This window comes from Polaribacter huanghezhanensis (assembly GCF_030444335.1).
GTDB lineage: Bacteria > Bacteroidota > Bacteroidia > Flavobacteriales > Flavobacteriaceae > Polaribacter > Polaribacter huanghezhanensis.
In genome coordinates, this window is sequence record NZ_CP128595.1 from 208,931 (window position 1) to 225,407 (window position 16,477).

The 16,477-nt window shown below is 34.0% G+C and carries 30 protein-coding genes; all 30 read right to left on the reverse strand.

Going from position 1 to position 16,477, the window contains the following annotated elements; translation table 11 throughout:
• Positions 1-57: 57 nt before the first annotated feature.
• On the reverse strand, positions 58-531 hold the full coding sequence (gene rplQ, locus KCTC32516_RS01005) for a 50S ribosomal protein L17 (RefSeq protein ID WP_301401432.1): 474 nt from the start codon (positions 529-531) through the stop codon (positions 58-60).
• Between the two features lie 60 nt (positions 532-591).
• Positions 592-1,584, reverse strand: a complete 993-nt coding sequence (locus KCTC32516_RS01010) for a DNA-directed RNA polymerase subunit alpha (RefSeq protein ID WP_301401434.1) — start codon at positions 1,582-1,584, stop codon at positions 592-594.
• Positions 1,585-1,682: 98 nt separating this feature from the next.
• Positions 1,683-2,288, reverse strand: a complete 606-nt coding sequence (gene rpsD / locus KCTC32516_RS01015) for a 30S ribosomal protein S4 (RefSeq protein WP_301401436.1) — start codon at positions 2,286-2,288, stop codon at positions 1,683-1,685.
• 82 nt (positions 2,289-2,370) lie between these two features.
• Positions 2,371-2,754: a 30S ribosomal protein S11 gene (gene rpsK, locus KCTC32516_RS01020; RefSeq protein WP_301401438.1), complete on the reverse strand. Its 384-nt coding sequence runs from the start codon at positions 2,752-2,754 to the stop codon at positions 2,371-2,373.
• Between the two features lie 12 nt (positions 2,755-2,766).
• The gene (gene rpsM, locus KCTC32516_RS01025; protein WP_301401440.1) at positions 2,767-3,141 is read right to left on the reverse strand and encodes a 30S ribosomal protein S13; all 375 of its coding nucleotides are present in this window, start codon (positions 3,139-3,141) and stop codon (positions 2,767-2,769) included.
• Positions 3,141-3,257, reverse strand: a complete 117-nt coding sequence (ykgO, locus tag KCTC32516_RS01030) for a type B 50S ribosomal protein L36 (RefSeq protein ID WP_004568720.1) — start codon at positions 3,255-3,257, stop codon at positions 3,141-3,143. Before ykgO ends, rpsM begins: the two co-directional genes overlap by 1 nt.
• Positions 3,258-3,268: 11 nt before the next feature.
• Positions 3,269-3,484: a translation initiation factor IF-1 gene (infA, locus tag KCTC32516_RS01035; protein WP_068206835.1), complete on the reverse strand. Its 216-nt coding sequence runs from the start codon at positions 3,482-3,484 to the stop codon at positions 3,269-3,271.
• Position 3,485: 1 nt separating this feature from the next.
• Positions 3,486-4,805, reverse strand: a complete 1,320-nt coding sequence (secY, locus tag KCTC32516_RS01040) for a preprotein translocase subunit SecY (protein WP_301401443.1) — start codon at positions 4,803-4,805, stop codon at positions 3,486-3,488.
• 12 nt (positions 4,806-4,817) lie between these two features.
• Positions 4,818-5,267, reverse strand: coding sequence for a 50S ribosomal protein L15 (gene rplO / locus KCTC32516_RS01045; protein WP_301401445.1), 450 nt, complete (start codon positions 5,265-5,267; stop codon positions 4,818-4,820).
• Between the two features lie 14 nt (positions 5,268-5,281).
• On the reverse strand, positions 5,282-5,464 hold the full coding sequence (gene rpmD, locus KCTC32516_RS01050) for a 50S ribosomal protein L30 (RefSeq protein ID WP_301401447.1): 183 nt from the start codon (positions 5,462-5,464) through the stop codon (positions 5,282-5,284).
• 11 nt (positions 5,465-5,475) lie between these two features.
• Positions 5,476-6,000, reverse strand: a complete 525-nt coding sequence (rpsE, locus tag KCTC32516_RS01055; protein ID WP_301401449.1) for a 30S ribosomal protein S5 — start codon at positions 5,998-6,000, stop codon at positions 5,476-5,478.
• A gap of 10 nt (positions 6,001-6,010) precedes the next feature.
• Positions 6,011-6,361 carry a 50S ribosomal protein L18 gene (rplR, locus tag KCTC32516_RS01060; RefSeq protein ID WP_301401451.1) on the reverse strand — a complete coding sequence of 117 codons (351 nt, stop codon included), beginning with the start codon at positions 6,359-6,361 and terminating at the stop codon, positions 6,011-6,013.
• A gap of 11 nt (positions 6,362-6,372) precedes the next feature.
• Positions 6,373-6,918, reverse strand: a complete 546-nt coding sequence (gene rplF, locus KCTC32516_RS01065; RefSeq protein WP_301401453.1) for a 50S ribosomal protein L6 — start codon at positions 6,916-6,918, stop codon at positions 6,373-6,375.
• 12 nt (positions 6,919-6,930) lie between these two features.
• Entirely contained in the window at positions 6,931-7,329 is a 399-nt protein-coding gene (rpsH, locus tag KCTC32516_RS01070) for a 30S ribosomal protein S8 (RefSeq protein ID WP_301401455.1), read from the reverse strand.
• A 152-nt stretch (positions 7,330-7,481) separates the two neighbouring features.
• Positions 7,482-7,751, reverse strand: a complete 270-nt coding sequence (rpsN, locus tag KCTC32516_RS01075; RefSeq protein ID WP_034043320.1) for a 30S ribosomal protein S14 — start codon at positions 7,749-7,751, stop codon at positions 7,482-7,484.
• A gap of 3 nt (positions 7,752-7,754) precedes the next feature.
• Positions 7,755-8,306, reverse strand: a complete 552-nt coding sequence (rplE, locus tag KCTC32516_RS01080; RefSeq protein ID WP_301401456.1) for a 50S ribosomal protein L5 — start codon at positions 8,304-8,306, stop codon at positions 7,755-7,757.
• A 2-nt stretch (positions 8,307-8,308) separates the two neighbouring features.
• Entirely contained in the window at positions 8,309-8,617 is a 309-nt protein-coding gene (gene rplX, locus KCTC32516_RS01085) for a 50S ribosomal protein L24 (RefSeq protein WP_301401457.1), read from the reverse strand.
• 13 nt (positions 8,618-8,630) lie between these two features.
• The gene (gene rplN, locus KCTC32516_RS01090) at positions 8,631-8,999 is read right to left on the reverse strand and encodes a 50S ribosomal protein L14 (protein WP_301401459.1); all 369 of its coding nucleotides are present in this window, start codon (positions 8,997-8,999) and stop codon (positions 8,631-8,633) included.
• A 1-nt stretch (position 9,000) separates the two neighbouring features.
• Positions 9,001-9,258 carry a 30S ribosomal protein S17 gene (rpsQ, locus tag KCTC32516_RS01095; protein ID WP_301401460.1) on the reverse strand — a complete coding sequence of 86 codons (258 nt, stop codon included), beginning with the start codon at positions 9,256-9,258 and terminating at the stop codon, positions 9,001-9,003.
• A gap of 18 nt (positions 9,259-9,276) precedes the next feature.
• The gene (rpmC, locus tag KCTC32516_RS01100) at positions 9,277-9,468 is read right to left on the reverse strand and encodes a 50S ribosomal protein L29 (protein ID WP_301401462.1); all 192 of its coding nucleotides are present in this window, start codon (positions 9,466-9,468) and stop codon (positions 9,277-9,279) included.
• 12 nt (positions 9,469-9,480) lie between these two features.
• Positions 9,481-9,909 carry a 50S ribosomal protein L16 gene (gene rplP / locus KCTC32516_RS01105; protein WP_301401464.1) on the reverse strand — a complete coding sequence of 143 codons (429 nt, stop codon included), beginning with the start codon at positions 9,907-9,909 and terminating at the stop codon, positions 9,481-9,483.
• A 22-nt stretch (positions 9,910-9,931) separates the two neighbouring features.
• Positions 9,932-10,639 (reverse strand): 30S ribosomal protein S3, encoded by a 708-nt coding sequence (gene rpsC, locus KCTC32516_RS01110; RefSeq protein ID WP_301401466.1) that lies wholly within the window; start codon positions 10,637-10,639, stop codon positions 9,932-9,934.
• An 11-nt stretch (positions 10,640-10,650) separates the two neighbouring features.
• Positions 10,651-11,058, reverse strand: a complete 408-nt coding sequence (rplV, locus tag KCTC32516_RS01115; protein WP_301401467.1) for a 50S ribosomal protein L22 — start codon at positions 11,056-11,058, stop codon at positions 10,651-10,653.
• Positions 11,059-11,064: 6 nt separating this feature from the next.
• Positions 11,065-11,343: a 30S ribosomal protein S19 gene (rpsS, locus tag KCTC32516_RS01120; RefSeq protein WP_301401469.1), complete on the reverse strand. Its 279-nt coding sequence runs from the start codon at positions 11,341-11,343 to the stop codon at positions 11,065-11,067.
• Positions 11,344-11,349: 6 nt separating this feature from the next.
• The gene (rplB, locus tag KCTC32516_RS01125; protein ID WP_301401470.1) at positions 11,350-12,174 is read right to left on the reverse strand and encodes a 50S ribosomal protein L2; all 825 of its coding nucleotides are present in this window, start codon (positions 12,172-12,174) and stop codon (positions 11,350-11,352) included.
• Positions 12,175-12,188: 14 nt separating this feature from the next.
• Entirely contained in the window at positions 12,189-12,479 is a 291-nt protein-coding gene (rplW, locus tag KCTC32516_RS01130; protein ID WP_301401472.1) for a 50S ribosomal protein L23, read from the reverse strand.
• Between the two features lie 5 nt (positions 12,480-12,484).
• A complete protein-coding gene (rplD, locus tag KCTC32516_RS01135; RefSeq protein ID WP_301401474.1) occupies positions 12,485-13,114 on the reverse strand; it encodes a 50S ribosomal protein L4 in 630 nt (209 codons plus the stop codon).
• Positions 13,114-13,731, reverse strand: a complete 618-nt coding sequence (gene rplC, locus KCTC32516_RS01140) for a 50S ribosomal protein L3 (protein WP_301401476.1) — start codon at positions 13,729-13,731, stop codon at positions 13,114-13,116. The genes rplD and rplC overlap by 1 nt, the downstream gene beginning before the upstream one ends.
• Positions 13,732-14,033: 302 nt before the next feature.
• Complete coding sequence (rpsJ, locus tag KCTC32516_RS01145) at positions 14,034-14,339, reverse strand: 30S ribosomal protein S10 (protein WP_301401478.1); 306 nt, start codon at positions 14,337-14,339, stop codon at positions 14,034-14,036.
• Positions 14,340-14,358: 19 nt separating this feature from the next.
• Entirely contained in the window at positions 14,359-16,476 is a 2,118-nt protein-coding gene (fusA, locus tag KCTC32516_RS01150; protein ID WP_301401480.1) for an elongation factor G, read from the reverse strand.
• Position 16,477 lies beyond the last annotated feature (1 nt).

Consider the following 16,477-nt stretch of genomic DNA (forward strand, 5'->3'; position numbering starts at 1 on the left):
AAAAGGGATAAACGTAAACGCTTATCCCTTTTATATGATTTCATTAGAAATATCATATTATTCTTCAGAAGTTTCTGGTGTTTCGGTTTCTGCAACATCAACAACAGTATCAGCTTTCTTCTTCCCTCTACGAGTAGTTTTCTTAGCTTTCTTACCGTTAGGATTGTAAATTTCGTTGTAATCAACTAATTCTACCATTGCCATAGGAGCATTATCTCCTTGACGATTCCCTAATTTAATGATACGTACATATCCTCCTGGTCTATCTGCAATCTTCACAGATATTTCTTTGAATAATTCTGTAACAGCATATTTATCTCTAAGGTAACTAAATACAACACGACGGTTGTGAGTAGTATCGTTCTTAGATTTTGTAAGTAAAGGCTCTACGAATCTACGTAGTGCTTTTGCTTTTGCTTCTGTTGTGTTAATACGTTTGTGCTCAATTAATGAACAAGACATATTCGCTAACATCGCTTTTCTATGTGCTGTCTTTCTTCCTAAGTGGTTAAATTTCTTACCGTGTCTCATGACGTTTTCTTTTTACTCTCATCTTGCATCAACCCAGTTTGGGGCGCAAAATATGAAAGGTTAATCTCTATCTAATTTATATTTACTTAAGTCCATTCCGAAGTTTAGGTTTTTATTAATCACTAACTCTTCTAATTCAGTTAATGATTTTTTACCGAAGTTACGGAACTTCATTAAATCGTTTTTATTGAATGATACCAAGTCTCCTAAAGTATCTACTTCTGCTGCTTTTAAACAGTTTAAAGCTCTTACTGATAAATCCATGTCTACCAACTTAGTCTTTAATAACTGACGCATGTGTAATGATTCTTCATCATATGTTTCAGTTTGTGCTATTTCATCAGCCTCTAAAGTGATACGCTCATCAGAGAATAACATAAAGTGATGAATTAATATTTTAGCAGCTTCTGTTAATGCATCTTTAGGATTGATAGAACCGTCTGTGTCTATATCGAAAATCAATTTTTCGTAGTCAGTTTTTTGCTCTACACGAAAATTTTCAACAGCATATTTTACATTCTTTATCGGAGTGTAAATAGAATCTGTAAAAATTGTTCCTAAGGGTGCAGTTGATTTTTTGTTTTCTTCTGCAGGTACAAATCCTCTACCTTTTTCTATAGAAATTTCCATGTTTAATTTCACAGATTTATCCATATTACAGATCACTAAATCAGGATTTAGTACTTGAAAACCAGAAATAAAACGTTGTAAATCTCCAGCAGTTAATTGTTCTTGACCAGAAATATTGATAGAAACTGATTCTTTATCTGTTTCCTCAATTTGTTTCTTAAAACGTACTTGTTTTAAGTTCAAAATTATTTCTGTTACATCTTCTACAACTCCTTTAATTGCAGAAAATTCATGCTCTACACCATCAACTCTTAATGATGTGATTGCAAAACCTTCTAATGAAGACAACAATACTCTTCTTAATGCATTACCAACTGTTAACCCAAAACCTGGTTCTAAAGGTCTGAACTCAAATCTACCAGAAAAATCTGTAGATTCAATCATTATTACTTTATCCGGTTTTTGAAAATTTAAAATTGCCATATGTTTTCTTCGTTTTTAATTGTTATTCAGTTGCGCGATTTATAAGAGTGAAGATGTTCAAACAAACCCTTTGGCCAAATTTCAATATGATTAATTTATTATTTAGAGTATAACTCTACTATTAATTGCTCTTTGATATTCTCTGGAATTTGTACTCTTTCTGGTGCTTTTACAAACGTACCTGATAATAAATCAGAGTTCCAAGTTAACCATTCGTACACGTTACTATTAGAAGCTAAAGCGCTTTCAATTGCAACCAAAGATTTAGATTTTTCTCTAACCGCTACAACATCACCATCTTTTAAAGTGTGTGAAGGAATGTTTAAAATTTCTCCGTTCACAGTAATGTGACGGTGAGAAACTAATTGACGTGCTGCGCTACGAGAATTTGCGATACCTAAACGGTATACTACATTGTCTAAACGAGATTCACATAACTGTAATAAAACCTCACCAGTAATACCACCGGCTCTTTGAGCTTTTTTAAACAAGTTAGAGAATTGACGTTCTAAAATACCATAAGAGTATTTTGCTTTTTGTTTTTCTTGCAATTGGGTAGCATATTCAGATTTTTTACCTCTTCTTTTTGCGTTTCCATGTTGCCCTGGAGGATAATTTCTTTTTTCAAAGTTTTTATCATCTCCGAAAATTGCTTCTCCGAATTTACGGGCAATTTTAGTTTTTGGTCCTGTATATCTTGCCATTTCTTAGTTATTAAAGCTGGGATTATGAATTAAGGCGAAACTCCTTCGATAATCTAAAAATCCAACTTAGTTAAAAATTAAATTATACTCTTCTTCTTTTTGGAGGTCTACATCCATTGTGTGGTGCTGGAGTTACATCAATAATTTCTGTAACTTCAATTCCGTTATTATGTAATGTTCTTATTGCGCTTTCTCTACCATTACCTGGTCCTTTAACAAAAACCTTTACTTTTCTAAGTCCAGCTTCATGAGCAACTCTTGCACAATCTTCTGCAGCAGTTTGCGCAGCATATGGAGTATTCTTTTTAGAACCTCTAAACCCTTGCTTACCAGCAGATGACCATGAAATTACGTCCCCTTTTTTGTTTGTTAAAGAAATAATGATGTTGTTAAACGAAGCTGTAATATGTGCTTCACCAACAGATTCAACAATAACTTTACGCTTTTTTGTACTTGCTTTAGCCATAATATCTAGTTATTATTTAGTAGCTTTCTTTTTGTTAGCTACTGTTTTTCTTTTACCTTTTCTTGTTCTAGAGTTGTTCTTAGTTCTTTGTCCTCTTAAGGGAAGACCAGTTCTATGACGGATACCTCTGTAACATCCAATATCCATCAAACGTTTGATGTTTATTTGAACTTCAGAACGTAATTCTCCTTCAATTGTGAAAGACCCAACTTGTTCTCTAATTGCTGCGATTTGATCATCAGTCCAATCTTGAACTTTAATACTTTCGTCAACCTTTGCGTTTGCTAAAACTTCTTTAGCTCTACTTGCTCCTATACCAAAGATGTAAGTTAAAGCGATAACTCCTCTTTTATTCTTTGGAATATCAATACCTGCTATTCTTGCCATTACCCTTGTCTTTGTTTAAATCTAGGATTTTGTTTATTAATCACATATAATCTACCTTTTCTGCGAACTATTTTGCAGTCGGCACTTCTTTTCTTAACTGATGCTCTAACTTTCATCTGTATTTGTTTTAATATCTATAAGTAATTCTGGCCTTAGTTAAATCATAAGGACTCATTTCTAATTTCACTTTATCTCCTGGTAACAACTTAATATAATGCATACGCATTTTACCAGAAATGTGTGCTGTAACAATATGCCCATTCTCTAACTCTACACGAAACATCGCATTTGATAATGCTTCTGTTATGGTTCCGTCTTGTTGTATTGCTGGTTGCTTAGCCATATTATTTTAATGCTTTTCTACTAGTTCCTGTTTTCATTAAACCATCATAATGACTGTTTAATAAATACGAGTTAATTTGTTGAATGGTATCAATTGCAACTCCTACCATAATAATCAATGATGTTCCACCATAAAACATTGCCCAACTTTGTTGTACTCCAAATTGATACGCAATTGCTGGCAAAATAGATAAAGCTGCTAAGAATAACGATCCTGGGAACGTAATTCTAGATAATACAGAATCTAATCTTTCTGCAGTATCACTTCCTGGTTTAATTCCTGGTATAAAACCACCACTTCTTTTTAAGTCATCGGCCATTTTATTTGTAGGTATTGTAATTGCTGTATAAAAATAACTAAATACAATAATTAATACTGCAAATAACACATTGTACCACAATCCATGAATATCTTGCAATTCACTTAACATTGGGTATTTTCTTGCTAAAGCTACTGGCAAAAACATAATTGCCTGTGCAAAAATGATTGGCATTACACCTGCTGCATTTAGCTTTAACGGAATGTATTGTCTTGCTCCGGCTACATCTTTAATATCTCCAACAACTGTTCTTCTAGCATATTGTACAGCAATTTTTCGAACGGCTGTTACTAATAAAACAGTTAATAAAATCACCACAAACCAAACAAAAATTTCTAACAAAATCATCATAAATCCTCCAGCTCCTGCATTAGAAGTTTTAGCAACTAATTCTTGTACAAATGCTGATGGAAATCTTGCAAGAATCCCGACAGTAATTAATAATGATATTCCATTACCAACACCTTTGTCTGTAATTCGTTCTCCTAACCACATCGCAAAAACAGTACCTGCTGTTAACAATATAATTGATGAGAACCAAAATGCTCCACCAGGAACTAAAAATGCTTGTTCTGGTAAACCAAATGATGTTTTAATCGCAGTTATATAAGTTGGTGCTTGCACTAATGTAATACCAATTGTTAACCAACGAGTAATTTGTGTAATTTTCTTTCTTCCACTTTCTCCGTCTTTTTGTAGTTTTTGTAAATATGGAACCGCGATTCCCATTAATTGAACTACAATAGAAGCAGAAATGTATGGCATAATTCCAAGTGCCATGATAGACGCTCTAGAAAATGCTCCTCCAGTAAATGCATTTAATAATCCTAAAAGACCCGTAGAAGTTTGAGATTTTAAAGATGCTAATTGTAATGGATCAATTCCAGGTAATGGAACCTGAGCCATAAAACGATACACAGCGATTAAACCTAACGTTAAAATAAGCTTTTGTTTAAGCTCTTCTATTTTCCAAATGTCTCTTAAAGTATTTATCAACTTCATATTTACTTAATCTTATAATGTTACTGCTTCACCTCCAGCAGCTTCAATAGCAGCTTTTGCAGTAGCAGTAAATTTGTGAACAGTAATGTTTAATTTAGCTTTAAGCTCTCCACGACCTAGTATTTTAACTAATTCGGTTTTGCTAACTACTCTATTAGCGATTAAGATATCTAAAGTTACAGTATCTGTAATTTTACCTTCGTCTACTAATGTTTGTAATTTATCTAAATTAACTCCAACATATTCCTTACGGTTAATGTTTGTGAATCCAAATTTAGGAACACGTCTTTGAAGTGGCATTTGCCCTCCTTCGAATCCTATTTTTCTTGAATATCCAGAACGAGATTTCTGACCGTTGTGACCTCTAGTTGAAGTACCACCTTTACCAGAACCTTCACCTCTTGCGATTCTTTTTTCCTTTTTTACAGATCCTTCTGCGGGTTGTAAGTTATGTAAACTCATTTCTATATATGTCTTTATTTAATTTCCTCGAAAGAAACTAAGTGTTTTACTGTATTTACCATACCAATAATAGAAGGAGTTGCCTCGTGCTCTACTACTTGGTTCATTTTACGTAAACCTAATGCTTCTAAAGTTCTTTTTTGACTTTGAAGGCGTCCGATTTTGCTTTTTACTTGCTTAACTCTAATTTTTGCCATCGTTCTTAGATTTATCCGTTAAATACTTTTTCTAAAGAAATTCCTCTTTGTTTTGCAATTGTAACTGCACTACGCAATTGTAATAAAGCATCTAATGTTGCTTTTACTACATTGTGAGGGTTAGAAGAACCTTGAGATTTTGATAATACATCATGTACTCCTACAGACTCTAATACCGCACGTACAGCACCACCAGCAATAACTCCGGTACCATGTGAAGCAGGCTTTAAAAATACTTTTGCTCCACCAAATTTTCCTTTTTGTTCATGAGGTAAAGTTCCATTTAAAATTGGAATTCTAACTAAATTTTTCTTTGCGTCTTCAATTGATTTTGCAATTGCAGATGCAACATCTTTAGATTTACCTAATCCATGACCAACTACTCCGTTACCATCTCCTACAACAACAATTGCAGAAAATCCAAAAGCTCTACCTCCTTTAGTTACTTTAGTAACACGTTGTACACCAACTAAATGATCTACAAGTTCTAATCCGCTAGGTTTTACTCTTTCTACGTTTTTATAATTTTGATACATAATAAACTTCTTAAAATTTTAAACCAGCTTCTCTAGCAGCTTCTGCTAATACTTTTATTCTACCATGATATAAATACCCATTTCTATCAAAAGAAATTGTTTCTACACCAGCTTTCATAGCTTTTTCTGCTATTGATTTTCCAACTGATGCAGCAGTTTCTAATTTAGAACCTGTTGCAACATCTTTATCTCTAGAAGAAGCAGCTACCAATGTAACACCAGTAACGTCATCTACTAATTGAGCATATATTTCTTTATTACTTCTAAAAACAGATAACCTTGGCTGAGCCGCAGTACCAGAAACAACTTTTCTAATTCTATTTTTAATTCTTTGTCTTCTTTCAAGCTTTGATAATGCCATAATGCTATATATTATGCAGATTTACCTGCTTTTCTTCTTAATTGTTCTCCTACAAATTTAACTCCTTTACCTTTGTATGGCTCTGGTGCACGGAAAGAACGAATCTTTGCGGCAATTTGACCAACCAATTGTTTATCATGAGAAGTTAATTTAACGATTGGGTTTTTCCCTTTTTCAGATACTGTTTCTACCTTAACTTCTGGAGCTAATTCTAAAACAATATTATGAGAAAAACCTAATGCTAAATCTAATTTTTGTCCTTGGTTTGAAGCTCTATAACCTACCCCAACTAATTCTAAATCTTTAGTCCAACCTTTACTAACTCCTTCAATCATATTAAATACTAATGATCTATATAATCCGTGAGCAGATTTATGAGGTTTGCTATCAGATGGTCTGTTTAAAATAACAGTATCACCTTCTATCTTTACAGTAATATCGCCAGAAATCTCTTGAGATAATTCTCCTAACTTTCCTTTTACCGTTACTACATTTCCATCGATGTTTAATTCAACTCCGGCTGGAATGCTTACTGGGTTTTTTCCTATTCTTGACATCTTACTATAGTATTAATAAACGTAACAAATTACTTCTCCTCCAACATTCTCTTGACGTGCTTTCTTGTTAGTCATCACACCTTTAGATGTTGAAACGATTGCAATACCAAGACCGTTTAATACTCTAGGCATTTCTAATGCGTTAACGTATTTACGTAAACCTGGCGTACTGATTCGTTCTAGTTTTCTAATTACTGATTCTTTTGTTTCTCTATCATATTTTAAAGCTATTTTGATCGTTCCTTGAACTGATTCGTCATTGAACTGGTAGCTTAAAATATATCCTTGATCAAACAAAATTTTTGTCATTTCCTTCTTCAAGTTCGAAGCTGGAATTTCTACAACTCTGTGTCCTGCAGCGATTGCATTTCTAACTCTCGTTAAAAAATCCGCGATTGGATCTGTATACATATTTATTTAAAATTGCGATTTTGGTTTTTAATTACCTCTATTTATGCTACAGAATTCTCTGTGATAATTAAACCTGAAATCAGTTAATGTTTATTTACTCAAAAAAAATAGAGCGTGCAAAGATACACATTCTATTTTATTTTACAGGGTTTTTACCAACTTGCTTTTCTAACACCTGGTATTAATCCTTGGTTTGCCATTTCACGGAATGTCACACGTGATATTCCGAATGTACGCATATACCCTTTTGGTCTTCCTGTTAGTTTGCATCTGTTGTGCATTCTAACTGGAGAAGCGTTCTTAGGTAACTTTTGTAATGCTTCGTAATCTCCAGCTTCTTTCAAAGCTTTTCTTTTCTCAGCGTATTTAGCTACTGTTTTTGCTCTTTTTACCTCACGGGCTTTCATTGATTCTTTAGCCATGTCTTAATTTTTTTTAAATGGTAAACCTAATTCTCCTAATAATGACTTCGCTTCTTTATCGGTATCTGCAGATGTTACAAATGCAATATCCATTCCTCCGATTTTATTTACTTTATCAATATTAATTTCTGGATAGATAATTTGTTCAGTAATTCCTAAATTATAATTACCTCTACCGTCAAAACCATTTGCTTTGATACCGTTAAAATCTCTAACACGTGGTAAAGATGCAGTTACTAATCTATCTAAAAATTCGTACATTTTTTCTCCTCTTAACGTAACCATCACACCAATTGGCATTCCTTTACGTAATTTAAAGTTTGCAACATCTTTTTTAGATAAAGTAGCAATTGGTTTTTGTCCTGTAATTGTAGCCAACTCTTCAAGAGCATAATCTATCAATTTTTTATCTGCTATAGCTGCACCAACACCTTTACTAACTACAATTTTTTGTAATTTAGGCACTTGCATAATATTGCTATATCCAAATTCTTCTGTAAGAGCACTTACTACTCGGCTCTTATATTCTGCTTTTAATCTTGGTACGTAACTCATGATTATATTGCTTTTTTAGTTTTCTTAGAGATTCTAGTTTTAGTATCTCCTTCTACTGTATATCCTACTCTTACTGCTTTTCCACCTTCTACTAACGATAAGTTAGAGATATGAATGGAAGCTTCTTTCTTTACGATTCCTCCTTGTGGACTTTGAGCGCTAGGTTTTGTGTGTTTTGAAATCATATTAACACCTTCAACTATAGCTCTATTTTTATCTCTAAGGATTTGTAAAACTTTTCCTTCTGATCCTTTATGATCTCCTGCGATTACTGTAACAGTATCTCCTGATTTGATTTTAAACTTTGTCATCGTCTTATCTCTTTTAAAGCACTTCAGGTGCTAATGATACAATTTTCATGAATTGTTTCTCACGAAGTTCACGAGCAACTGGTCCAAATACACGTGTTCCTCTCATTTCCTCTGTAGGATTTAAAAGCACACAAGCATTGTCATCAAATCTGATGTAAGACCCATCTTTACGTCTAACTTCTTTCTTTGTACGAACAACTACTGCTCTAGAAACTTGACCTTTCTTTACAGTTCCGTTTGGAGTTGCTGCTTTAACTGTAACAACAATTTTATCTCCAACTCTAGCGTAACGCTTTCTTGTTCCTCCTAAAACGCGGATTACTAAAACTTCTTTAGCTCCAGTATTATCTGCTACTTTTAATCTTGATTCTGTCTGTAACATATTATTTAGCTCTTTCTAGGATTTCTACTAATCTCCAACGTTTAGATTTACTTAAAGGTCTTGTTTCCATGATCTTTACAGTATCTCCAACATTACAATCGTTTGTCTCATCGTGTGCAACGTACTTCTTCGTTTTTAAAACGAACTTCCCATACATTGGGTGCTTTGTTCTTTTTACCTCAGCAACAACAATAGATTTCTCCATTTTGTTACTAGATACTACACCAATTCTCTCTTTTCTAAGATTTCTTTTTTCCATCTTTAAAACTGACTACAATTATTGTAAATCTCTTTTTGTTAACTCTGTAGCAATTCTTGCAACAGATTTTCTTAAGGCTCTTAACTGTATTGGATTTTCCAACGGAGAAATCGCGTGAGCCATTTTTAAATCAGTATAGTTTTTTTTCAACGTACCAAGATTTTCTTGCAAATCTGCAGTTGATAATTCTTTAATTTCTGACTGTTTCATTTTCTTATCGAATTAAGCGTTATCAAAATCGCGAGCGATTATAAACTTAGTTTTTACTGGAAGTTTTTGAGCGGCTAAACGAAGTGCTTCTTTTGCAACTTCGATTGGTACACCACCAACTTCAAACAAAATTCTTCCTGGCTTTATAACAGCAACGAAATATTCTGGAGCTCCTTTACCTTTACCCATACGTACTTCTAATGGTTTCTTGGTAATCGGCTTGTCTGGAAAGATTTTAATCCATAACTGACCTTCTCTTTTCATATGACGAGTTGCCGCAATACGAGCTGCTTCTATTTGACGAGATGTTAGTAAGTTCTGATCTAAAGATTTAATTCCAAACATTCCGTTTGAAAGTTGAGTCCCTCTACCAGAGTTTCCTGTCATGTTCCCCTTCGCTTTCTGTACCTTACGGTATTTTACTCTTTTAGGCTGTAACATTTTTAATTTCTAATTTTAAAAATTATTTTCTTCTACGAGATTGTTGTTTCTTATTAGCTCCACCTTGTTTTTTTGACAAACCAACTAACGGAGATAATTCTCTTTTTCCATAAACCTCGCCCTTCATAATCCATACTTTAACTCCGATTCTACCGTAAGTTGTATGAGATTCTACAAGTGCATAATCTATATCTGCTCTAAAAGTAGAAAGAGGAATTCTACCTTCTTTATAGTGTTCAGAACGTGCCATTTCAGCTCCATTTAAACGACCTGAAATTTGGATTTTAATCCCTTCAGAATTCATTCTCATTGCAGCAGCAATAGCCATCTTAATTGCACGTTTGTACGAAATTCTATTTTCAATTTGACGAGCAACACTAGAAGCAACTAATTTTGCATCTAATTCTGGGCGTTTAATTTCAAAAATATTAATCTGTACTTCTTTACCAGTAATTTTCTTAAGTTCTTCTTTTAACTTGTCTACCTCTTGCCCACCTTTTCCGATAATAATACCAGGTCTAGCAGTAGTGATAGTAACGGTTACAAGTTTAAGCGTACGCTCAATAATAACTCTAGATACACTTGCTTTAAATAATCTAGCATTTACATACTTTCTTATTTTGTCATCTTCAGCTAATTTATCTCCGTAGTCATTTCCACCATACCAGTTAGATTCCCAACCTCTGATGATTCCTAAACGAAGTCCTATTGGATTTGTTTTTTGTCCCATGTCTACTTTAATTATTTGCTTTCAATATTTTTACTACCTAACTCTAAAGTAACGTGATTAGAACGCTTACGAATTCTATGAGCACGTCCTTGCGGAGCTGGTCTTAATCTTTTTAACATCCCTGCGCTGTCTACACAAATAGACTTCACATATAATCCAGCTTCTTCAATAGATGCATCTTCATTTTTAGCTTGCCAGTTTGCGATTGCAGACAATAACAATTTCTCTAAATTAATAGATGCTTCTTTTGAACTGAATTTTAAAATTTGTAGTGCTTTTTCTACTTCTACACCTCTTACTAAATCCGCTACTAAACGCATTTTTCTTGGTGATGTAGGACAGTTAGTAAGCTTAGCTAAAGCTTTTTGCTTTCTCGCTTCTTTTAACTGTTCTGCCATGTTATGTTTACGAACTCCCATTTCCTACTATTTTTTACCTTTATTTTTTGCACCTGCGTGTCCTCTAAAAGAACGTGTTGGTGAAAACTCTCCTAATTTATGCCCTACCATGTTTTCAGTAACATATACTGGTACAAACTGCTTTCCGTTGTGAACTGCAATTGTTTGTCCAACAAAATCAGGAGTAATCATCGTTGCTCTTGACCAAGTTTTAATTACTGATTTGCTTTCTGATGCTACATTAGCTAAAACTTTCTTTTCTAACTTGTAGTGAACGTAAGGTCCTTTTTTTAATGATCTTGCCATAACTTATTATTTCTTTCTACGTTCTAAAATATACTTATTACTAGCTTTCGTTTTAGATCTAGTTTTGAATCCTTTAGCAGGAATTCCGTTTCTTGATCTTGGATGCCCTCCAGAAGATTTCCCTTCACCACCTCCCATTGGGTGATCAACTGGGTTCATTACTACTGGTCTAGTTCTTGGACGTCTACCTAACCATCTACTTCTACCCGCTTTACCAGATACTAGTAATTGATGATCAGAATTAGAAACAACTCCAATAGTTGCCATACATGTTAACAAGATTAATCTTGTTTCCCCTGAAGGTAACTTCACTGTTGCATATTTTCCGTCTCTTGCCATTAACTGCGCAAAAGATCCTGCAGAACGAGCCATAACAGCTCCTTGTCCTGGACGTAATTCAATACAAGAAATTGTAGTTCCTAATGGTATCTCACTTAACAACATTGCATTTCCAATTTCTGGACCTACACCTGCTCCTGATACAATAGTTTGACCTACTTCTAATCCGTTTTGTGCAATCACATAACGTTTTTCTCCATCAGTATAACTAACTAAAGCAATAAATGCTGTACGATTTGGATCGTATTCGATAGTTTTTACTGTTGCAGGCATACCTGTCTTATCTCTTTTGAAATCGATAATACGGTATTTTTGTTTATGACCACCTCCAATATTACGAGTTGTCATTCTACCTTGATTGTTTCGACCTCCAGATCTTTTTTTCGGAGCTAATAAGCTTTTTTCCGGCTTGTCAGTAGTAATGGTGTCGAACCCATTTACTACTCTAAAACGCTGACCTGGTGTTACTGGTTTTAATTTTCTAACTGACATTCTTGTCTTTTTACTTAAAGATTGTTATAAAAATCTATAGTTTCTCCTTCTGCTAACTGCACAATTGCTTTCTTGTAAGCACCTTTCATTCCTGTAACCATACCTTTCTTTGTGAATTTAGTATTTCTTTGAACAGGGTAATTCATTGTTCTTACAGCTGAAATTGCAACTCCATAAGCAGCTTCAATAGCTCCTTTGATTTCCAATTTGTTAGCTCTTTTATCTACAACAAATGCATAACGATTATTTAACTCGCTATCGGTTGTTGCTTTTTCGGTAATAATAGGTTTAATTAAAATATTCATTGCTATTATTTGCTAAAATTTGATTCAACTCCTTCTAAAGAACCTTCAGTAAACACAACTTTATTTGCGTTTAAAACTCCGTAAGTGCTTATATCTGAACCACTTACAACTTTAGTTCTTTTTAAATTTCGTGATGACAAATATACATTATTATTTGACTCAGCCAACACAAACAAAGATTTTTTGTTTTCTAACCCTAATGCTTTCAATACATTAACAAAATTCTTAGTTTTTACTGTTTCAAAATCGAAGTTCTCAACAACTACTAAGTTTTTATCTTTTGCTTGTGTACTTAACGCAGATTTACGAGCTAAACGCTTTAAATTTTTGTTTAGTTTGAAAGAGTAATTTCTTGGTCTTGGTCCGAACATACGTCCTCCACCTCTAAAAACACCAGACTTGATAGAACCTGCTCTTGCAGTACCAGTTCCTTTTTGTTTTTTAATCTTTCTTGTACTACCAGAAATCTCAGCTCTTTCTTTCGATTTGTGAGTTCCTTGTCTTTTATTTGCCAAATGCTGCTTTACATCTAAATATATAGCATGCTTATTTGGTTCTATTCCGAATACATCGTTAGAAAGTTCAACTTTTCTACCTGTATCTTTTCCTGTAATATCTAAAACTGCTACTTTCATTATTTCTGAATAGTTACGTAAGCATTTTTGTGTCCAGGAACTGCTCCTTTAACAACAAGTAGGTTTTTATCTGCAACCACTTTTAATACTTTTAGATTCTGTACTTTAATTGTATCTCCACCCATTCTTCCTGCCATTCGCATTCCTTTGAATACTCTAGCTGGATAAGATGCCGCTCCAATAGATCCTGGCGCTCTTAAACGGTTATGTTGCCCGTGAGTTGCTTGACCAACTCCAGCAAATCCATGACGTTTTACAACCCCTTGGAAACCTTTACCTTTAGAAGTTCCTGATACATCTACGAATTCACCTTCTTCAAAGTGCTCAACTGTAATTGAATCTCCTAATTTATACTCTTCTTCAAATCCTTGGAATTCTATGACTTTTCTTTTAGCAGATGTACCAGCTTTTTTAAAGTGTCCATCTAAAGCTTTATTAGAGCTTTTTGCTTTTTTGTCATCGAAACCAAGTTGTAAGGCGTTGTAGCCGTCAACCTCTTCGGTTCTGACTTGGGTAACAACGCAAGGACCTGCTTCGATTACTGTACAAGGAATATTCTTCCCGTTTTCGTCGAATAAGCTGGTCATTCCTATTTTTCTTCCTATTAACCCAGACATTCTGTTTAGATTTAAGACGTTAGATTTATATCCATCGCGTCTATATTAATAATTAATTTTTTGAAACTTACGTTTCTTTCGTCTTTCTAGAAATTCGTTCAAAAAAAACAGCGTTAAACATGTTCAACGCTGAATATGTTTTTACCGTTTTTCCTTCGCGAAACCCTCCGGACATGTATATTCTGAATACCTTCAGAATTTTTATTTTTATCTCTTTTATGAGATTCCGATTTTCATCGGAGTGTAAATGATACTAAATGCTTTCAGTCTATAAAATAAACTGAAAGCCTCGTTTTATTTACTTATACTTTGATCTCAACTTCTACACCGCTTGGTAACTCAAGTTTCATTAAAGCATCAATAGTTTTCGAAGAAGAACTATAAATGTCTAATAATCTTTTGTAAGCAGATAATTGAAATTGCTCTCTAGATTTTTTGTTTACGTGTGGTGAACGTAATACTGTAAAAATCTTTTTATTTGTTGGTAAAGGAATTGGACCATTTACTAATGCTCCTGTACTCTTTACTGTCTTTACGATTTTCTCAGCAGATTTATCTACTAAATTGTAATCATAAGACTTTAATTTGATTCTAATTTTTTGACTCATTTTTTATCTATTTAGTAAATTATCCTTTTGCTTTTGCAATTACATCTTCAGAAACATTAGATGGAGTTTCTGCATAGTGAGAAAATTCCATTGTTGATGTTGCTCTACCTGATGACATTGTTCTTAACGCAGTAACATATCCAAACATTTCTGATAATGGAACAGTAGCTTTTACTACTTTAGCTCCAGCTCTATCACTCATATCGGATACCTGTCCTCTTCTTCTATTTAAGTCTCCTACTATATCTCCCATGTTTTCTTCAGGAGTAAGTACTTCTAACTTCATAATAGGCTCCATGATCTTCGCTTTTGCAGCTTTTGCAGCAGCTTTGTATCCTAATTTAGCAGCTATCTCAAAAGATAACTGATCAGAATCCACAGCATGGAAAGAACCATCTCTAAGTGTTACTTTTAAAGAATCCATTTCGTATCCTGCTAAAGGTCCGTTTTTCATTGCCATTAAGAATCCTTTCTCAATAGAAGGAACAAATTCTTTTGGCACATTACCACCTTTAATTACAGATTCGAATACCAATCCATGAACACCTTCATCTGCAGGCTCCATCGTAAATACGATGTCTGCAAATTTTCCACGTCCACCAGATTGTTTTTTATAAACTTCTCTGTGATCTGCAGAAGCAGTAATAGCTTCTTTATATTCAACTTGTGGCTGACCTTCGTTTACTTCTACTTTGAATTCACGTTTTAAACGATCAACAATAATATCTAAGTGTAACTCACCCATTCCAGAAATAATAGTCTGTCCTGAAGCTTCGTCAGTTCTTACTTGAAAAGTTGGATCTTCTTCAGCTAATTTTGCTAAAGACATTCCTAATTTATCAACATCTGCTTTCGTTTTAGGCTCAACCGCAATACCAATTACTGGATCTGGAAAATCCATAGACTCTAAAACAATTGGATGTTTTTCGTCTGATAAAGTATCTCCTGTCTTGATCGATTTAAATCCTACAGCCGCACCAATATCTCCTGCTTCGATATAATCAATTGCATTTTGTTTATTTGCATGCATTTGATAAATTCTAGAAATACGTTCTTTTTTACCTGAACGATTATTTAAAACATAAGATCCTGCATCTAATCTTCCTGAATAAGTTCTGAAAAATGCTAAACGCCCCACAAAAGGATCAGTAGCAATTTTAAATGCTAAAGCAGCAAAAGGCTCCTTAACATCTGGTCTACGTTTTTCTTCTTTATCTGTGTCTGGATTAACCCCTACTACACTTTCTCTATCCATTGGAGAAGGCAAATAACGACATACAGCATCTAATAAAAACTGGACACCTTTATTTTTAAATGCAGATCCACAAATCATAGGAATGATTGCCATATCCATTACAGCAGCTCTAAGTGCAGCATGCACTTCTTCTTCTGTAATAGAATCTTCATCTTCCATAAATTTTTCTAAAAGATCCTCGTCATAACTTGCTACTTCTTCAATTAAAAGTGCACGATACTTACGAGCTTCTTCTTTCATATCCTCAGGAATTTCGATCACATCGAAAGTTGCTCCTTGAGTTTCATCATGCCATATAATAGCACGGTTTTTTACTAAATCTACAATACCTCTAAAATCTTCTTCGTCACCAATGTTTAAAACGATTGGCACCGCGTTTGATTTTAACATATCTTTTACTTGCTGACAAACCATCATAAAATCAGATCCTTGACGATCCATTTTATTAACGAAACCAATTCTAGGCACTTTATAGTTATCAGCTAATCTCCAGTTAGTTTCTGATTGAGGCTCAACACCATCAACAGCACTAAATAAGAAAACCAATCCATCAAGAACTCTTAATGAACGATTTACTTCTACTGTAAAATCAACGTGACCCGGAGTATCAATAATATTAAAGTGATATCCTTTAGTTTCTGGAGTTGGCTGTGCATTTTCTAAAGGAAACTGCCAAGTACAAGTAGTAGCAGCAGAAGTAATTGTAATACCCCTTTCTTGCTCTTGCTCCATCCAGTCCATAGTTGCTGCACCATCATGAACTTCTCCAATCTTGTGAGAAACTCCTGTATAATACAAAACACGTTCTGTTGTAGTAGTTTTTCCAGCATCAATATGTGCTGCAATACCAATATTTCTTGTGTATTTTAAATCTCTTGCCATT